Source organism: Streptomyces kryoterrae, assembly GCF_054072135.1.
Genome location: NZ_CM133358.1, coordinates 5,781,968 through 5,797,859, shown reverse-complemented (window position 1 = coordinate 5,797,859; position 15,892 = coordinate 5,781,968). Strand labels below are relative to the sequence as shown.

Here is a 15,892-nt window from a genome sequence, read left to right as displayed (position 1 = left end):
GGCACTACTGGCGGACGGGGCGCCCTCGGTGCAGAAGAGGGCGGCGGCGGGGACGACGGGGCCGGTGGCGAGCTGGCCGGAGAACAGGAACGACCGCCTGTCACGGACCGCCTATGGCTGAGCCAGGGAGATCACGATCTGGCCGTCGTCCTCCCATGCCGGATAGACGCGAACCCGGTAGTCGGCCGTCGCACAGGAGCCGTCCGCGAAGCTGAACGCGTTGCCATGCAGCGGGCACACCACCTTTTCACCGTCGGTCTGCCCGTCCGCGAGCGGGCCGTCCCGGTGCGGGCAGACCGCCTGCATCGCCCGCAGTTCGCCGCTGCCGCGCAGGTGGAACACGACGATCTGCTCCCCTTCGACAGCGTAGGCACGTCCTTCACCGGGGGGTATCTCCGCGACCCGGCCCAGGGTCACCTCACGCCGGCCCAGCGCCACCTCCCGAGCGCTCATCGGACGGGTACCTGCGGCAGGGCGACAAGCGGCAGCGCGTCGCGGAACTGGCCTTCGGTGACGGGCTCCCCGCCGTCCAGCCACGGTTCCCGGAAGGTGTCGACGGATTCCTGAATGCGGGCGTCGAGCTCGGCGACGATGCCGTCGCGGTCGTCGACCAGGATGGCCTTGAGCTCCTCCAGCCCCACCCGCGGCACGAAGTCGTAGGTCCGTTCGAGCCAGTTGGCGCTCTCGCGGTAGTACTGCATGAAGGTGCCGCACAACCGTAGTGCCTCGGCCTGTGAGTCGACGACGGCCAGCACGTCGCCCTTGCGGATGGTCGCACCCGCCGCACCACCGACGTAGATCTCCCATCTGCCGTCGCCGACGGCGACCACTCCGACGTCCTTGACCATGGCTTCGGAACAGTTACGGGGGCAGCCCGCGACCGCGAGCTTCATTTTCCCGGGGCTTTCCAGCCCCTTGTATCGCTCTTCCAGCGCAATGCCGAGCGCGGTCGAGTCGCCCAGCCCGTACCGGCAGAAATCGGTGCCCACGCAGGTCTTCACGGTGCGGAAGCTCTTGCCGTAGGCGAACCCGGACGGCATGCCCAGATCCGCCCACACCGCGGGCAGGTCCTCCTTGCGCACGCCGAGCAGGTCGATCCGCTGGCCGCCGGTGATCTTGATCATCGGGATCCGGTACTTGTCGGCCACGTCGGCGATCCGGCGCAGCTGCGCGGCGTTGGTGACGCCGCCGGAGATGCGGGGGACCACGGAGAACGTGCCGTCCCGCTGGATGTTGGCGTGCACCCGGTCGTTGATGAACCGGGCGTCACGCTCGTCGACGTACTCCGGTCCCCAGACCATCTTCAGCAGCGACGCCAGCGGCATCTTGCTCTTGGCGTCCTCCTGCCCGTCCCGGGAGAGTTCGGCGAAGACGGCGGACACCGATTTCAGTCCGCGCGCCCTGATCTCGGCGAGCAGTTCCGGCTTCTCCATCGGAACGGCGGGCACGTACCACCTGCTGGTCTCGTCCTGTTCCAGGCCTCCGGCGGCGGCCAGCTCGACGATGTCTCCGATCAGGCCCTTGCAGGCGCCGCACCCTTTGCCGGCCCTCGTCGCGTCCATCACTCCGCGGACGCTCTTCGTGCCGCCGAGGACGCAGGCGACCAGGTCTCCCTTACTGACCCCGTTGCAGTTGCACACCTGGACGCTGTCGTCCATCTCGGCGGCCCCTTCCTCCTGGGAGGGACCGGCCAGCTGGAAGAGCAGCTCCACCCGCTTCTCGGGCAGTGGCAGCCCGCGATCGTATGCCTGGGTCAGGAACGCGACCTTGCTGCTGTCGCCGAGCAGGGTGGCTCCGACGAGCCTGCCGTCACGGATCACCACGCTCTTGTAGACGCCGCGTTTGGGCTCGGCGAACCGGACGAACTCGTCGTCGTCGCGGGCGGGATGCTTCAGGCCCATCTGCGCCACGTCCACCCCCGCCACCTTGAGCTTGGTCGCCAGCCGCGAGCCGTGGTATGCCGCCCGGGGATCGGCCCCGGTGAGGTGGTCGGCGAGCACCGCGCACTGCTCCCAGAGGGGCGCCACCAGGCCGTAGACCTCACCGCGGTGCTGCACGCACTCGCCGACGGCGTAGATGTGCTCGTCGTCCACCGAGCGCAGCTGGTCGTCCACCACGATGGCCCGCTGCACGGTGAGCCCGGAGACGATGCCGAGGCCGACGTTCGGCCGGATCCCCGCGGTGACCACGACCATGTCGCAGTCGATCGTCTCCCCATCGGCGAGCTCGACCCCGGAAACGCTGCCGTCCGTGCCCCGGCTGATCGCCGAGCTGCGCGCCCCCGTCCGCACCGTGATGCCGAGGCGTTCGACCGCACGCCGCAGGATCAGGCCCGCCTCGTCATCCAGTTGCTGGTTCATCAGCACCGGGGAGGACTGGACGACGTGCACCTCCAGCCCGTGCTTGCGCAGCCCGTAGGCGGCTTCCAGGCCGAGCAGGCCGCCACCGATCACGACCGCGCGCCGGTGCCGCCGCGCGTAGTCGCTCATGGCGATGGTGTCGTCGAGGGTACGGAACCCGAACACACCCGGGGTGAGCGTGCGGTCGTCCGCCCACATGCCTTCGGTCCGCGGGAAGAACGTCCGGCTCCCGGTCGCGAGGATGAGCGTCTCGTAGGAGGTGATGGAACCGTCGTCGCCGTAGACCTGCTTCGCGAACCGGTCCACCCGTACCACTCGCACCCCGTGGCGCAGCGTCACGTCGTTGTCCGCGTACCACTGCACCGGGTTGATGAAGATGTCCTCGTCGCCGTCGTCGCCGGTCTCCTGCGTCGCGGCGAGGAGGTGCGACAGCATGATCCGGTTGTAGTTGCCGTACGGTTCGTCGCCGAAGACGGTGACCGCGAACCGGTCCCGGCCGCCGCGGTCGAGGATCTCCTCGACGACGCGCGCGCCGGCCATCCCGTTGCCCACCACGACCAGCCGCTGCCGCGTACTCATCAGACCTCCACCAGGCCGAGGTCGACCACGACGGTGCCGGTGAGGCCCTCCGGAGCGGCCAGGAACAGCTCGATCGTGGTGTCGTCCTCCAAGTCCTCCACCACACGAAGCGCGACGTGGATGTGGCCCTTCGCTCCGATCGGGAAGTAGCGCATGGGCACGCCGGCCCGCATCAGCACGACGGTCACCAGCTCGTCCGTGCTGTTTCCGCCGCGGAAATACAGCGGCTGGGTGATCCCTCCGACCGGCACCTTGTAGGAGAGGTCGGGATGGATCGGCACCGGCTTGTCCATGCCCTGGCCCTCGAACGAGTAGATCCCCTGGAGGAAGCGGGGCGTGCTCTGCATGCGGACCTCCTGCTGGTTCTTCTATTGGCTGTTCTCTTCGTGGTTCTTGTGGTCGTGGTTCTTGTGGTCGTGGTTCTTGTGGTCGTGGTTCTTGTGGTCGTGGTTCTTGTGGTCGTGGTTCTTGTGGTCGCTCTGGTTCTTGTGGTCGCTCTGGTCCTTGGGATTGCTGACCGCGACCGCGCATGCCTTGAACGCCGGCATCCGCGAGTGGGGATCCAGCGTCGCGATGGTCAGCCCGTTGGCGGAGCTCGGGCCGCCCCAGTGGAACGGCACGAACACGGTGTCCGCCCGGAGGGCCTCGGTGACCCGGGCGCGGAGCACCGCGGTGCCCCGGCGGGTGGTCAGCCGGACGTCCTCGCCGTCCAAAACGCCCACCAGGCGGGCGAGTTCGGGGTGCAGCTCGGCGTAGGCCGCGGGCTCGGCGGCCAGCAGCGTCGGGCTGCGGCGGGTCTGTGTGCCGGACTGGTAGTGCTTCATCGTGCGTCCGGTGGTGAGCACGTACGGGAAATCCTGGTCGGGCTGCTCCTCGGCCGGCCGGTACCGGACGGGAAGGAACCGCGCGCGGCCGTCGGGGGTCGGGAAGGAGTCGGTGAACAGCCGGGGAGTGCTCGGGTGTCCCGGCGACGGGCACGGCCAGAACAACTCCTCGCCGGCGGCCAGCCGTTCGGGGCTGATGCCCGAGTAGTCCGCCGTGCCGCCTTCACTGGCCCTGCGCAGTTCGGCATAGACCTCGGCGGCGCCGGGAGCGAAGTGCGCGCCGCGGCCCAGCCGGTCGGCCAGCAGCCAGAGGATCTCCAGATCCGTGCGTACCCCTGGCGGCGGCTCGGTCGCCTTGTGACGGAGCAGTACCCGACCCTCGAGATTGGTCATGGTGCCCTCCTCCTCCGCCCATTGCGTCGTGGGCAGCACCACGTCGGCGCGTTCGGCCGTCTCGGACAGGAAGAAGTCCGACACGACGAGGAAGTCCAGCGCGTCCAGGCGGTCGATGACCCGGTTGCGGTCGGGAGCGGACACGGCGAGGTTGGAGGCCATCACGAGCAGGACCCGCACGCCGCCCTCGGTGCCCATCCGGTCCAGCATCTCGTAGGCCGACAGCCCGGGTTGCGGCAGTTCGTCGGGCCGCACCCCCCAGACAGCCGCGACATGCGCCCGCGCGGCGGGGTCGGTGAGCTTGCGGTACCCGGGCAACTGGTCGGCCTTCTGCCCGTGTTCCCGGCCGCCCTGGCCGTTGCCCTGGCCGGTGATGGTGCCGTACCCGCTGCCGACGCGGCCGGGCAGCCCGAGGGCGAGCGCCAGGTTGATGAAGGCCTGCGCGGTGTCGGTCCCGTTGCTGTGCTGTTCGGCGCCACGGGCCGTGAGCACCATCGCCGCACGGGCCGTCGCGAGCGTGTGCACCGCTTCCGTCAGCGCGGCCTCGGGCACGCTGGTGATCCGCTCCACGCGATCCGGCCAGTACGCGCGCACCGCTCGCCGCACCGCGTCGAACCCCGTGGTGCGGGCCGCGATGTACTCGTGGTCGACCAGACCGTCCCTGATCGCGATGTGCAGCAGGCCGTTGGCCAGGGCGAGATCGGTGCCGGGTACCGGCCGCAGATGCGCCGTGGCGGCCATCGCGGTCGCGGTCGCCCTCGGATCGGCGACGATGAGCTGGGCGCCGCGGGCGCGGCCGGCTTCGAACCACTGCATCGCGGGCGGCATGGTCTCGGCGGGGTTGGCACCGACCAGGAGTATCGCGTCGGCGTCGGCGACATCGGAGAGCGGGAACGGCAGCCCCCGGTCGATACCGAAGGCCCGCTGCCCGGCGGCGGCGGCCGAGGACATGCAGAACCGGCCGTTGTAGTCGATGGCCGAGCTGCGCAGTGCCACCCGGGCGAACTTGCCGAGCTGGTAGCTCTTCTCGTTCGTCAGCCCGCCTCCGCCGAAGCAGCCGACGCTGTCCCGGCCGTGTTCGCGCTGGGACCGCCGGATCGCCGCCTCGATACGGTCCAGCGCGTCCGCCCAGGACGACGGTCGCAGCGGGGCACCCCGGTGGTCGCGTACCAGCGGCTCGGTGATCCGCTCAGGGTGGTCCAGCGTTTCCGCGGCGGTCAGCCCCTTGAGACACAACCCGCCCCGGTTGACCGGGAAATCCTCCCTGCCCGTGAGGTCCCATCTGCCGTCACGCCGGGCCAGCGTGATACCGCACTGCAGAGCGCAGTACGGGCAGTGCGTCGCGATCGGCCGGGGTGTGCTCACATCCACCAGCATCTGAGCCCGACGTTTCAGCACCATTACGCCCACGCCACGGCACCACGCACGATAACGCCGATTCACAGTTACGTTTATTGCCATGCGGTTCGGCTACGACGACGCCGGCCGGATCACCTCCTGGTCCGACCGGAACGGCACCGACTACCGCTACGCGTACGACGAACAGGGACGTGTCGTCCGTAACGAAGGCAGCAACGGATTCCTCTCCGGCACCCTCACCTACGACGAGACCACGCGCACCACCACCGCCACCAACTCCCTGGGGCACACCGACCAGTACGAGTACAACGAGGCATACCGCGTCGTCCGGCACACGGATCCGCTCGGCGCGAGCACCTGGCAGGAGTGGGACGGCGACCACCAGCTGACGGCCGTCGTCAACCCGCTCGGTCACGCGACGCGCTACCGATACGACGACAACGGCCAGGTCGTCGCGGTCGTCCGCCCGGACGGCCGGGAGCTCACCTCCGAGTACGACGCACTCGGCCTGCCCACGACCATCACGGGGCCTGACGGCGCGGTCCGGCACCAGGAGTACGACGAGCACGGCGACCGCATCGCCGTGACCGACCCGGCAGGCGCCACCACCCGCTTCACCTACAACAGGGCGGGGCACCTGACGTCCGCCACCGACGCACTGGGCCACACCACGCGCGTCCGCTGCGACCGGGCCGGACTCCCCGTCGAGATCACCGACCCACTGGGAGCGGCCACCCGCTACGCCCGCGACATCTTCGGACGTCCCGGAACGATCACCGACGCCCTCGGGAACGTGACCCGTCCGGAGTGGTCGGCGGAAGGCAGGCCCACCCGTCGCATCGCGGCCGACGGCACGAACGAGTCATGGGAGTACGACGCCGAGGGCAACCGCGTCACGCACATCGACGCCCTGGGCGCTGTCACCGGCTTCGAGTACACCCACTTCGACCTGCTCACGGCTCGCCACGGCAAGCACCCCCGACACGACGCTCCTGCTCGAACATGACATCGCCGGCCGCCTGCTGTCCGAAACGGTCAACGACCGCACCACCGCGTACGGGTACGACCTGCTCGGGCGCCGCACGCGGCGCACCACCCCCACCGGCGCGACCAGCCGCTGGTCCTGTAGAGCCAGTAGTCGCCGGGCCGGATTGTGGATGGATCGATGCCCGTGTGCCATTGAGGTGGAGCGACGCATGCCGAACGGGACCGTGCGCACGACCCGGATCAAGGAGTCTGGCAAGTGAGCGACAACAGGTTCAAGGCCAGGCAGATCATCTACGACGGGAGTGCGCTGGGGCGTGAGCGGCTGAGAGTCGTCCGCTACACCGCACACGGGCTCATCGAGGTGAAGGACTCGGCCGGACGCAAGGGTTGGATCAATCCGCACGACGCTCGGGCGTGGTCGGCGTGAATACCTGGCACAACGGGATGGCGCTCAAGGCCGCCAACCGTCCCCAGTCCCACACCCTGTTCACCACACCGGCCGGAACGGTCACTCACCCTCATGCCGCACACTCACGTGGCGGCGCGCCGGTGTTGTCCTCACACGCCGGACGGGCCGAATCGGCCGGTACCGCGGCGGCTACAGCGAGCGGGGGTCGACCGGGGACGCGTCCGAGCCGCCGTCCAGGCCTGCGCGGCTCTGCGCGGCGATCTCCTGGACCCGCCGCTCGATCTCCTCCGGGTCGAGGCCGAGCGCCTTGCCGATGTGCACCGCCCAGACCTCCGAGCGCAGGTTCGTCTCGAAGTCCAGGTCGGCCCTTACGTTCTCCCGCGCGGCCTGCCGGTTCTGACTCACCATCACAAAGGTCGACAGGAAGATCGCCTCCAGGCTGACGATCATGGTGAGCAGCCCGAACGGATACGGGTCGAAGACCCCTACCGAGCCCAGCAGGCCCTCGTTGAGCGCGATCCAGACGGCGAACCACGCGGCATGGATGTAGACGAAGAGCATGGTCCCGGCGAACTCGGTGATCGCGTCCGCGACCCGGTCCTGCGTGGTGCGCATCCGCGCGAAGACATCCCCCTCGTGCGCGACGCGGGCGGTCCTGCGCGCGCGGGAGGGGCTTTCATCGGAATCGGAATCCGGGCTCATGCGCTCATAGTGCCGGACGGTGCCACCGGCCCCGACACCAGCCGGTCCGCCGCGGTCACCGGATGGGGCGCCGGGCGGTCCGCCGGGACCAGCGCACGACGGCGAAGGCCACATCCGCCACCAGGAGCACGCAGCCGATGGCAAGGAGGTAGCCCTGCCCGTCGACGACCGCGCCGACGATTCCCAGTACGACGGCCACAATGACGAGAAGCAGGAAAAGCACCATTGCGCGAACACCTCCTTCGACCTGAAGCCCTGAGCCCGTACCCGGGCGATCAGCGGCGTGCGAGCTGTCGTTCGCCCCCCGCACCCGCCTGGTATTTCTTCCCGTAGTGCAGGAAGATCGCTTCCTCGTCCCCGGCCGGGAGTACGTCGTCCGTGCCGATCGACGGAGCCTTCCGCACCTCCGCCCTGGCGTACCGGACCTTGAGGTAGCCCGGACCGACGATCGCGTCGTCGAGGGGGACGAAGACCAGCCGGCGCCGGGTGGGCAGCCCCGTCCTGACCGTGGCCATGGACGGCTCATCGGTGGCGGTGTCCACGTACACGGCTTCCAATACACCTATCCGCTGCCCGCCGTCATCAACGACATCGTGATTACGCCACTCTCGGACGTCCGCTGCCTGGATCATGAGGTCTCCTCCACTCCCTGCTTCCTGCGCCGTGTGATGGTCGGTGAACGCCGCTCAGCGGCGACGGCTGCGGCCCCTGCCGGACCAACCGGTCCCGACACCGGCCACATGCAGGGCGAGCAGCGTGAGGCCGAGGTACAGCAGGCTCGTCGAACTGAAGATCACGTCGGTCGACGTTTCGGTGGCGTGGATGACGAAGGCGATGCCCAAGAGCACAGCCGCCGCGAAAGCCAACATCAGTTTTGTTCCATCGGTCGTGGGCGGCCCACGCCCGATCGCGGTGGCTACGCCGTTGCCGGGCGCCTTCCCTGTCGGCAACCGACTATTCGTACGGAGGCCCGGGGCCGGCTGCCCGGCCGGTTTCAGACAGGCCCTTGTCAGCAACCTGACAGGATCCTCATATCGTTCGGCCACAGTGGCCGCCATGACGAACCCCTCTCATGGCAGCTGGCCGGTTCCCGGCCGCTCCGCGCGGGCATCCCTGCTCACCGCCATCGGCGCAACGGGCCTAGTCGTCCTCACCGCGTGCGGTGGCGGCGGCTCGGGCAGCGGGAGTGACAGAAGCAGTGCCGGCGACAGCGATGTCGCCTCGATCGCGAGCCCGGGCAAGGCAGTTGGGACACCGACGCGGACAACGGACCCCGACGCCGGCCGCCCCGTCATCCGGCTGGACAGCTCCGCCGAGGAGAACGAACGGATGTGGGACAGCTGGCACGCCTGTCTGAAGGCGAAGGGCGGGCCGCTGAAGGCGGCACCGACCACCCCGGCCGAGAAGGCCGGTGCCAAGGCTTGTGCGTCGAAGGAGCCGATAACGCCGCCGGAGCTGGACCCGGCCACGAATCCGGACTACTCCGACGACCTGCGGGTCTATGTGAAGTGCCTCAACGCCCACGGCATCAGGGCCACCGTGGTCGGCAGCTCCGACTACTCCTTTGACCCGAGCCAGCCGAATCCTCCGCACTTCGAGGAGATCGACACCGCCTGCCAGGTGAAGGCCTTCCAGAAGTAGGCGTGTACGCAAGGGCGCTGGGCCGTCCAACGGCCCAACGCCCTTCGTCCACGTCATCCATGTCGTTCATGTCGTCCATGTCGTCCATGTCGTTCATGCTGACGCGAGGGCCTCGGTAGGGGTGAGGCGGGCGGCCCTGATGGACGGGTAGACACCGGCGATCATGCCGACGAGTACGGCGCCGCCGAACCCTTCCGCCACCGAGGTGAGCGGGACGACCGGCGGCCAGTGCTGGTAGGTGGCGTAGCCGACGGTGGCCAGGACGCCGAGGACCGTACCGGCCACGCCGCCGAGCGCGGACAGTACGACGGACTCGGTGAGGAACTGGCCTCGGATCTGGCCCCGGTTGGCGCCCAGCGCGCGGCGCAGGCCGATCTCACGGCGGCGTTCGAGGACCGAGATGACCATGGTGTTGGCCACTCCGATACCGCCGACCAGCAGCGCGACTCCGGCGAGTCCCAGGAAGAGGGCGGAGAAGGTGGTCTGGGTGGCGCGCTTCGCGGCCAGCGCGTCGGACGGGCGGCTGATCTGGACCATGCCGGGCAGTTGCGGGTAGACCGTGGCGGGCAGCACGCCCCGGACCGCTTCCATGGCGGATTCCCTGGCCTTGATGTAGATCACCGTGGGGTGTCCGTCGAACTTCAACTGGGCGCGGGCGGCGTCCCATCCGACGAGTACCGAGCGGTCGATGTCGGGGGAGAGCGGGGTCCGGGCAAGGATGCCGATGACCGTGAACCAGCGGTCGTTGATGTAGATCTGCGGGGCGGGTCCCCGGTCGTTCAGCTTCGCGAAGCCGAGCCGGGTGGCGGCGACCGAACCGAGCACCGCGGTGGGGAACCTCTCGGTGGCGGCGTTGAGGAAGCGGCCCGACCGCACCTCGGCGTTGATGGCCGGGAGCAGGTTGACCTCGCTGGCCAGGATGGTGAGTCCGGCGTAGTCGCTGGGGTCGACATGGTCCGAACGGTGCACGGTGGCATGGGTGTTGGCGACGGCACTGACCATGGTGACCGGACCGATACGGCGGACCATGTCCACCGATTCCGGCGGGAGCAGCACCGGTGAGTTCGGATTGGGGACCGGCTGCGCCTGGAGCATGTTGGTGCCCATCGCCGTGAGCTCGTTCAGCAGCGCCTTCTGGCTGGAGGCCGGGATCCCGGTGACGACGATCATGGTGGCGATGCCGATCGAGATGCCAAGGGCCGACAGCGCGGCCCGCATCTTCCGGGTACGGATGCCGAGCAGACCCAGCCCCAGAAGATCCAGCGGGGCCAGCCGTACCGGCCTGCTGTTCGCCTCGGTGACGGTGGTGTTCATGACCCCTCATACGTGTCGGCGACGAGGCGCCCGTCGAGGATCTCCACCCGGCGGGGCAGCCGCTCGGCGATGTCCCGGTCGTGGGTGATGATCGCGATGGTGGTGCCCTCGTCGTTCAGCTCGGTCAGCAGTTCAAGGACGGCCCGTCCGTTGGCGGTGTCCAGCGCGCCGGTGGGCTCGTCGGCGAGCACCAGCGCGGGGTTGTTGACCAGGGCCCGGGCGATGGCGACACGCTGGCGTTCACCGCCGGAGAGCTGGTGCGAGAGGTGTCCGGCCCGGTGTCCCAGGCCGACCCGGGCCAGCGCCTCCAGCGCCAGTGGACGGCGCCGGCCGCGCGGCACACCCGCGTAGAGCAGACCGGTGGCGACGTTCTCGGCTGCGGTCAGCCCCTCGGTGAGATGGAACTGCTGGAAGACGAAGCCGAGCCAGCGGCCACGCAGCGCGGACAACCGCCGGTCCGAGAGCGAGGAAACGTCCCGGCCGCCGATCTCCACGGTGCCGCTCGTCGGCCGGTCCAGGGTGCCCATGATGTTCAGCAGAGTGGACTTGCCGGACCCGGAAGGTCCGACGATGGCCAACAGTTCACCGGTCCCGATGGCCAGCGAGACATCGTCCAGCGCGTTGACCCCGCCGGGATACGCCATGCTCGCGTTGCGGACGGTGAGTACCGGAGGTGTGCGGTCGGTCATGAGGCCGTTGCCACCTTGGTGCCCGCGGTGATGCCGGTGCCGCTCACTTCCACCAGTCCCTTGGCGAACATCCCCGTCTCGACGGCCAGCAGACGGCCGCCGGGGAGCTGGAGCGCGTAACCGCCGCCGCTCAGCGCGAGCAGCGCGCCGACCGGCACGGCCAGTACGCCCTTCTTGGTCTGCCCGGTGAACTGCACTTGTACGGGTGCGGAGTTGAGGCGGCGCAGCGCCGCCGTGCTGTCCAGCGAGACGGTCACCACCAGCTGCGGTGTGCCGCCGGAGTCACCGCCTGCCTGGTCGGAGGCCTGGGCATCGGTGCTGATGGCAGAGACGGCGCCATGGGCCTCGGAGTTGTCGGGCAGCGTCACGGTCGCCTTGTCACCCTGCTGGATCGAGTCGACGTCGGTCGCGTCCAGCGACACCGACACCGACTTGGCGGTACCGGTGACCGACATCAGCGTTCCGGTGGCCGGGTCGCCGGGCTGCGCCTGTACGGCACCGACCCGCACCTCGCCCGGCAGCACCGCCACGTCGCCGGCGCCGAGGACCCCGGTGGAGGGCATACCGACCTGGGTCTGCCACCGCCCGACCGCCGCGATCAGGGAGGCGGTGAGCACCCCCTCGCCGGGCTTGACCCGTACGTAGGACGGGGACGGGGACGGGGACGGCGAGGGCGACGGCGAGAGGGACGGCGACGGCGAGGTGCTCGCGGCGCCGGTCGGCTCCGACCCTTGCGCGACCCAACTGCCCAACGCCGGCTGGGCGCCGATGTCGTAGCCGAGCGCCCTGAGGTTGTCCGCGACCACCTTGACGTCCCTGCCCATGAGACCCCTGGTGTCGAGGGGGCGGAACAGCGGTGTGGTCCCGTAGAACACCGGCACCGGACGATCGTCCACCCGGTACAGGGACCTGCCCCTGGACACCTTGGCCCCCACCGCCGGCAGCTGGGTGACCAGGCCGTCCTTGCCGCCCTTCACCGATACGGTCCTGCCGTAGCCCAGGGTTCCGTTCAGCGAAAGGGTGCTGGACAGGTCGGTCCTGACCACCGCGACGGTGCTCACCCGGGGCGCACCGCTCGCCGCGGCGCCCGACGGGTTCCCACCACTCCTCACCCCGGCCAGGCTGACCCCCACCACGCCTGCCGTGAGCAGTGCGGCCACCGCGATGACGACCCGTTTCCGCGCTTTCCCCGGCGCCGCGCTGCCGGGCGGCTCGTCGGCCTGAGCGTGCTCACTTCTTCGCACTGAATGCCTCCAGCCGGCAACTGCTCTCGATTTCATCCGAATTGGCCGGCTGGGTGTTGGAGGCGTAGTTCCAGCCCGCGTTGTCGGGCAGCCCGACAACCTTGAGCCCCTTGGAGTTCATGCACCTGATCCATTCGCGGAAGTCATCCGCGTAATGCGGGTTCTTCTTCGGGTCCGTCTCCACAGGCTGAAGTGGTTGCTTCAAGGCGCAGACCTTCGCCGATGCGGGAAAGTCCGAAGCGTTCACGCCCGGGAAGATCCATTCGGCGCCCGCCGAGCCTTTCGTGTACGTCTTCACGCCGTGGTCCTGAAGGCAGGACACCCAGGCGTTGTTGAGCTTCCGGTGTTCCTCCTCGCTGCCGTCCAGGCGCAGTTGGGGGCGGCCGGAGTCGGGGTCGGCGCTCGGCCCGGCCGATCCGGCGCTCGCGGCCGGGCCGGCGATCGAGGCCACGTCGGTGTCACCGGCCTTGCCCGCACCGGAGGATCCGCCACCGCACGCGGTGAGCGCGGAAATCGCCACCACCCCGAGGGCGGCCAACGCGACGGATCGGGACCTGGTGCTGTGGCCGCATTGGTTCACCGGGTTGCGCAGCCTTCGGCCGCGCTGTGTCCTCAATCGCCGGACGGGCTGATTGCAGCCCGTCCGGCGGCGATTGAGGACAAGGCACAGGGGCCGTCCGGCGGCGATTGAGGACGAACCGGCTACCGGACGGACCCGGGACCCGTCTGCGGCCACAGCACCAATGCCTGGCCGGTCATTGAGGTTCGGCATGGCGGCCACCATGGCCGAGCGATATGAGGATCCTGTCAGGCTGCCATCAAAAACCTGTCTGAATCGCAGCGCCCCGCCCTATGGTCGGCAGCATGTGCGCACATGTCCTGGTGGCCGAGGACGACGTCAGACAGGCCACGGTGATCCGGCGCTATCTGGAACGCGAGGGCCACACCGCCCTTGTGGTGCACGACGGACGTGCCGCGATCGACGAGGCCCGCCGCCGACCGCCCGATCTGCTCGTCCTCGACGTGATGATGCCGGTGGTCGACGGCCTGGACGTCTGCCGCATCCTGCGGAGGGAGTCCGACCTCCCGGTGCTGATGCTGACCGCCCGCACCACCGAGGAGGACCTGCTGCTCGGCCTCGACCTCGGCGCCGACGACTACATGACCAAGCCCTACAGCCCCCGTGAGCTGATGGCCCGTATCCGCACCCTGCTGAGGCGCAGCCGGCATACCGGCGGCGGCGCCGCCGTCCCGGACGACCGCCGGCCGACCGACCCGGTCCTGCGGGCCGGCGCCCTCTCGGTAGATCCGGTCCGGCACACCGTCCACCTCGGCGGGCGGCAGGTGGAATGCACCCCCGGGGAGTTCGAGGTCCTGGCGGTCATGGCCGCCGAGCCCGAACGGGTCTTCACCCGGCGGCAGTTGCTGACCCGCACCCGCGGGTCCGACCGCTTCATCACCGAGCGCACCATCGACGTGCACATCCTGAACCTGCGCAAGAAGCTCGAAGCCGACCCGAAGCAGCCGGTCCTCCTGCTGACCGTCTTCGGGGTCGGCTACAAGATGGCTGACGGCCCCGAGGGCCACCGTGCGCACTGAGCCCGCGGTGCACGCCGAGACCCCCGAGACCAGGGTGCCGCTGCGCAGGAGTCTGCTGGTCAGGCTGCTGGCTTCCTCGCTTCTCGTCGCCCTCTGCGCGATCACCGCCACCGCCTGGCTCGCGGTACGGACCACCACCAGCGCGATCCGCCAGGAGCAGGGGCAGGTCCTCTCCGACGACACGGACATCTACAAGATGCTCACCGACTACGCCGCCGTCCACCCGAGTTGGGACGGAGTCGCACGGACGATCAGCCAGCTCGCCGACCGGACCGACCGGCGTATCACCCTCACCGCCCAGGACCACGGCCGCCGGACGATCGCGGACTCCGCGCCCGGCACCTCGCCGCTGCCGAACCAGGCGTTCGCGGTCATCGACCCGCTGCAGGTCGACCCCGCGCTGTTCCCCGACGCCGGCGCCGACCGTATCGCCCCCCGTGCTCTCGGCCCGTTCCGGCTTTCCGCCGCACAGCGCCAGGACCTCCTCAGGAGCGCGAACACGCTCAGGGACTGTATCCGCAAGCTCGGCTACCCCGCCAAGGTCTCCGTCTCGCTCAGCGGTCACCCCAGCATCGAGACCGGCGACGCCAAGGGGGCCTACGCCCTCGGCAAGTGCGAATCCGCGCTCCAGCTCGCACTCGCGACACCGGGCGAGTTGAAGGCTCTCGACAGCCTCAACAAGCTGATCAGGACCTGTCTGGCACATCAGGGCCTGCCTGCCGTGGTGCTCGACCTCACGCTCTCCCGCAAGCCGAGTGACGCCGACACCCCGGCCGCGCAGAACTGCGTCAGCTCCAGCCGCCGCGAACAACTCGCCGCCTACGTCGCCCCGGCGGCGCAGCTGTTCGTCAGTGAACCGGCCGGATCGGCGGTTCCGGGCTTCGACCTGTCGCAGGCCAACACCATCCGCATCGTCGGCGTCATCGCCCTCGTCCTCGTCCTCACCATGACCGTGACCGTGGTGATCGGCGTCCGCCTGGTGAGACCGCTGCGCGCGCTCACCAGCGCCGTACGCAACCCGGGCCGGCCGCAGCTCCGTGTCCCGGTGACCACCGGCGACGAGATCGGCCGTCTCACCGCCGCCTTCAACGACCTCTCCGAGCACCGGGAACGCACCGAGGCGCAGCGCAAGGCCATGGTCAGCGACATCGCCCACGAACTGCGGACACCGCTCAGCACCATCCGCAGCTGGCTGGAAGCCACCCAGGACGGTGTGCTCACCCCGGACGACGACGTGACCTCGGTGCTGCTGGAGGAGACCCTGCTGCTCCAGCACATCATCGACGACCTCCGGGACCTGGCGGCGGCCGAGGCCGGCACGCTCCAGCTGCACCGTGAGCTCCTGGACGCGGGCGACCTCCTGCACCACGTCGCCACCGCCCACGGCGGCCAGGCCCAGAGCGCGCGCATCACCCTGGACGTCCGCACCGACGGTGACACCGAGCTGTACGCGGACCCCATGCGGCTGCGCCAGGCCGTCGGCAACCTGGTGTCCAACGCCGTACGCCACACTCCCCCCGGCGGCAGCGTCACCGTACGGTCCCGGCGCACCGGGGGCACGGTCCTGATCCAGGTCAGCGACACCGGTTCCGGCATCGGCCCGGAGGACCTGCCGCATGTCTTCGACCGGTTCTGGCGCGCCGAGAAGTCCCGCAACCGGCACACCGGCGGCAGCGGCCTCGGCCTCTCCATCGCCCGCCGGTTCACCGAGGCCCACGGCGGCAGCCTCAGCGTCACCAGCTCCCCCGGAACCGAGACGGTCTTCACTCTCCAACTACCCGGCTGACCACGG

At 69.7% G+C, this 15,892-nt stretch carries 17 protein-coding genes; 5 read left to right on the top strand and 12 right to left on the bottom strand.

Features of this window, described 5'->3' with window-relative positions; translation table 11 throughout:
• Nucleotides 1–111 precede the first annotated feature (111 nt).
• The 4 genes from ACW4TU_RS25535 to ACW4TU_RS25520 are packed head-to-tail and all read right to left on the bottom strand — an operon-like array spanning nucleotide 112 to nucleotide 5,533.
• Complete coding sequence (locus ACW4TU_RS25535) at nucleotides 112–453, bottom strand: Rieske (2Fe-2S) protein (RefSeq protein WP_457417105.1); 342 nt, start codon at nucleotides 451–453, stop codon at nucleotides 112–114.
• On the bottom strand, nucleotides 450–2,939 hold the full coding sequence (gene nirB / locus ACW4TU_RS25530) for a nitrite reductase large subunit NirB (RefSeq protein ID WP_457417104.1): 2,490 nt from the start codon (nucleotides 2,937–2,939) through the stop codon (nucleotides 450–452). Before nirB ends, ACW4TU_RS25535 begins: the two co-directional genes overlap by 4 nt.
• The gene (locus ACW4TU_RS25525; protein ID WP_457417103.1) at nucleotides 2,939–3,286 is read right to left on the bottom strand and encodes a hypothetical protein; all 348 of its coding nucleotides are present in this window, start codon (nucleotides 3,284–3,286) and stop codon (nucleotides 2,939–2,941) included. The genes nirB and ACW4TU_RS25525 overlap by 1 nt, the downstream gene beginning before the upstream one ends.
• Nucleotides 3,287–3,307: 21 nt before the next feature.
• The gene (locus tag ACW4TU_RS25520; RefSeq protein ID WP_457430299.1) at nucleotides 3,308–5,533 is read right to left on the bottom strand and encodes a molybdopterin oxidoreductase family protein; all 2,226 of its coding nucleotides are present in this window, start codon (nucleotides 5,531–5,533) and stop codon (nucleotides 3,308–3,310) included.
• Between the two features lie 82 nt (nucleotides 5,534–5,615).
• On the opposite strand from ACW4TU_RS25520, the gene ACW4TU_RS25515 reads away from it, so the two are divergent.
• Both ACW4TU_RS25515 and ACW4TU_RS25510 read left to right on the top strand, forming a co-directional pair.
• Nucleotides 5,616–6,521, top strand: coding sequence for a hypothetical protein (locus ACW4TU_RS25515; protein ID WP_457417102.1), 906 nt, complete (start codon nucleotides 5,616–5,618; stop codon nucleotides 6,519–6,521).
• A 237-nt stretch (nucleotides 6,522–6,758) separates the two neighbouring features.
• Nucleotides 6,759–6,929, top strand: coding sequence for a hypothetical protein (locus ACW4TU_RS25510; RefSeq protein ID WP_457417101.1), 171 nt, complete (start codon nucleotides 6,759–6,761; stop codon nucleotides 6,927–6,929).
• A gap of 171 nt (nucleotides 6,930–7,100) precedes the next feature.
• Here ACW4TU_RS25510 and ACW4TU_RS25505 read toward each other — a convergent pair whose 3' ends face one another.
• The 4 genes from ACW4TU_RS25505 to ACW4TU_RS25490 are packed head-to-tail and all read right to left on the bottom strand — an operon-like array spanning nucleotide 7,101 to nucleotide 8,482.
• The gene (locus tag ACW4TU_RS25505; protein ID WP_457417100.1) at nucleotides 7,101–7,613 is read right to left on the bottom strand and encodes a DUF1003 domain-containing protein; all 513 of its coding nucleotides are present in this window, start codon (nucleotides 7,611–7,613) and stop codon (nucleotides 7,101–7,103) included.
• A gap of 55 nt (nucleotides 7,614–7,668) precedes the next feature.
• Entirely contained in the window at nucleotides 7,669–7,839 is a 171-nt protein-coding gene (locus tag ACW4TU_RS25500; protein WP_457417099.1) for a hypothetical protein, read from the bottom strand.
• Nucleotides 7,840–7,888: 49 nt separating this feature from the next.
• Entirely contained in the window at nucleotides 7,889–8,245 is a 357-nt protein-coding gene (locus ACW4TU_RS25495) for a PRC-barrel domain-containing protein (RefSeq protein WP_457417098.1), read from the bottom strand.
• A gap of 54 nt (nucleotides 8,246–8,299) precedes the next feature.
• Complete coding sequence (locus ACW4TU_RS25490) at nucleotides 8,300–8,482, bottom strand: hypothetical protein (protein WP_457417097.1); 183 nt, start codon at nucleotides 8,480–8,482, stop codon at nucleotides 8,300–8,302.
• Nucleotides 8,483–8,669: 187 nt separating this feature from the next.
• On the opposite strand from ACW4TU_RS25490, the gene ACW4TU_RS25485 reads away from it, so the two are divergent.
• Complete coding sequence (locus ACW4TU_RS25485; RefSeq protein ID WP_457417096.1) at nucleotides 8,670–9,254, top strand: hypothetical protein; 585 nt, start codon at nucleotides 8,670–8,672, stop codon at nucleotides 9,252–9,254.
• Between the two features lie 93 nt (nucleotides 9,255–9,347).
• Here ACW4TU_RS25485 and ACW4TU_RS25480 read toward each other — a convergent pair whose 3' ends face one another.
• From ACW4TU_RS25480 to ACW4TU_RS25465, 4 genes are read right to left on the bottom strand one after another with little or no spacing between them, the layout of a single operon-like run.
• Nucleotides 9,348–10,568: an ABC transporter permease gene (locus tag ACW4TU_RS25480; RefSeq protein WP_457417095.1), complete on the bottom strand. Its 1,221-nt coding sequence runs from the start codon at nucleotides 10,566–10,568 to the stop codon at nucleotides 9,348–9,350.
• Nucleotides 10,565–11,257 (bottom strand): ABC transporter ATP-binding protein, encoded by a 693-nt coding sequence (locus ACW4TU_RS25475; protein WP_457417094.1) that lies wholly within the window; start codon nucleotides 11,255–11,257, stop codon nucleotides 10,565–10,567. The genes ACW4TU_RS25480 and ACW4TU_RS25475 overlap by 4 nt, the downstream gene beginning before the upstream one ends.
• Nucleotides 11,254–12,501: an efflux RND transporter periplasmic adaptor subunit gene (locus ACW4TU_RS25470; RefSeq protein ID WP_457417093.1), complete on the bottom strand. Its 1,248-nt coding sequence runs from the start codon at nucleotides 12,499–12,501 to the stop codon at nucleotides 11,254–11,256. Before ACW4TU_RS25470 ends, ACW4TU_RS25475 begins: the two co-directional genes overlap by 4 nt.
• On the bottom strand, nucleotides 12,488–13,285 hold the full coding sequence (locus tag ACW4TU_RS25465) for a hypothetical protein (RefSeq protein ID WP_457417092.1): 798 nt from the start codon (nucleotides 13,283–13,285) through the stop codon (nucleotides 12,488–12,490). Before ACW4TU_RS25465 ends, ACW4TU_RS25470 begins: the two co-directional genes overlap by 14 nt.
• 80 nt (nucleotides 13,286–13,365) lie before the next feature.
• On the opposite strand from ACW4TU_RS25465, the gene ACW4TU_RS25460 reads away from it, so the two are divergent.
• Nucleotides 13,366–14,100 carry a response regulator transcription factor gene (locus ACW4TU_RS25460; protein ID WP_457417091.1) on the top strand — a complete coding sequence of 245 codons (735 nt, stop codon included), beginning with the start codon at nucleotides 13,366–13,368 and terminating at the stop codon, nucleotides 14,098–14,100.
• Entirely contained in the window at nucleotides 14,090–15,886 is a 1,797-nt protein-coding gene (locus ACW4TU_RS25455) for a sensor histidine kinase (protein WP_457417090.1), read from the top strand. Before ACW4TU_RS25460 ends, ACW4TU_RS25455 begins: the two co-directional genes overlap by 11 nt.
• Nucleotides 15,887–15,892 lie beyond the last annotated feature (6 nt).

Bases quoted from the DNA above. Each gene is read 5' to 3' on its own strand.
- ACW4TU_RS25535 (WP_457417105.1), bottom strand. From the start codon at position 453: ATGAGCGCTCGGGAGGTGGCGCTGGGCCGGCGTGAGGTGACCCTGGGC.
- nirB (WP_457417104.1), bottom strand. From the start codon at position 2,939: ATGAGTACGCGGCAGCGGCTGGTCGTGGTGGGCAACGGGATGGCCGGC.
- ACW4TU_RS25525 (WP_457417103.1), bottom strand. From the start codon at position 3,286: ATGCAGAGCACGCCCCGCTTCCTCCAGGGGATCTACTCGTTCGAGGGC.
- ACW4TU_RS25520 (WP_457430299.1), bottom strand. From the start codon at position 5,533: ATGCTGGTGGATGTGAGCACACCCCGGCCGATCGCGACGCACTGCCCG.
- ACW4TU_RS25515 (WP_457417102.1), top strand. From the start codon at position 5,616: ATGCGGTTCGGCTACGACGACGCCGGCCGGATCACCTCCTGGTCCGAC.
- ACW4TU_RS25505 (WP_457417100.1), bottom strand. From the start codon at position 7,613: ATGAGCCCGGATTCCGATTCCGATGAAAGCCCCTCCCGCGCGCGCAGG.
- ACW4TU_RS25500 (WP_457417099.1), bottom strand. From the start codon at position 7,839: ATGGTGCTTTTCCTGCTTCTCGTCATTGTGGCCGTCGTACTGGGAATC.
- ACW4TU_RS25495 (WP_457417098.1), bottom strand. From the start codon at position 8,245: ATGATCCAGGCAGCGGACGTCCGAGAGTGGCGTAATCACGATGTCGTT.
- ACW4TU_RS25490 (WP_457417097.1), bottom strand. From the start codon at position 8,482: ATGTTGGCTTTCGCGGCGGCTGTGCTCTTGGGCATCGCCTTCGTCATC.
- ACW4TU_RS25485 (WP_457417096.1), top strand. From the start codon at position 8,670: ATGACGAACCCCTCTCATGGCAGCTGGCCGGTTCCCGGCCGCTCCGCG.
- ACW4TU_RS25480 (WP_457417095.1), bottom strand. From the start codon at position 10,568: ATGAACACCACCGTCACCGAGGCGAACAGCAGGCCGGTACGGCTGGCC.
- ACW4TU_RS25475 (WP_457417094.1), bottom strand. From the start codon at position 11,257: ATGACCGACCGCACACCTCCGGTACTCACCGTCCGCAACGCGAGCATG.
- ACW4TU_RS25465 (WP_457417092.1), bottom strand. From the start codon at position 13,285: ATGGTGGCCGCCATGCCGAACCTCAATGACCGGCCAGGCATTGGTGCT.
- ACW4TU_RS25460 (WP_457417091.1), top strand. From the start codon at position 13,366: ATGTGCGCACATGTCCTGGTGGCCGAGGACGACGTCAGACAGGCCACG.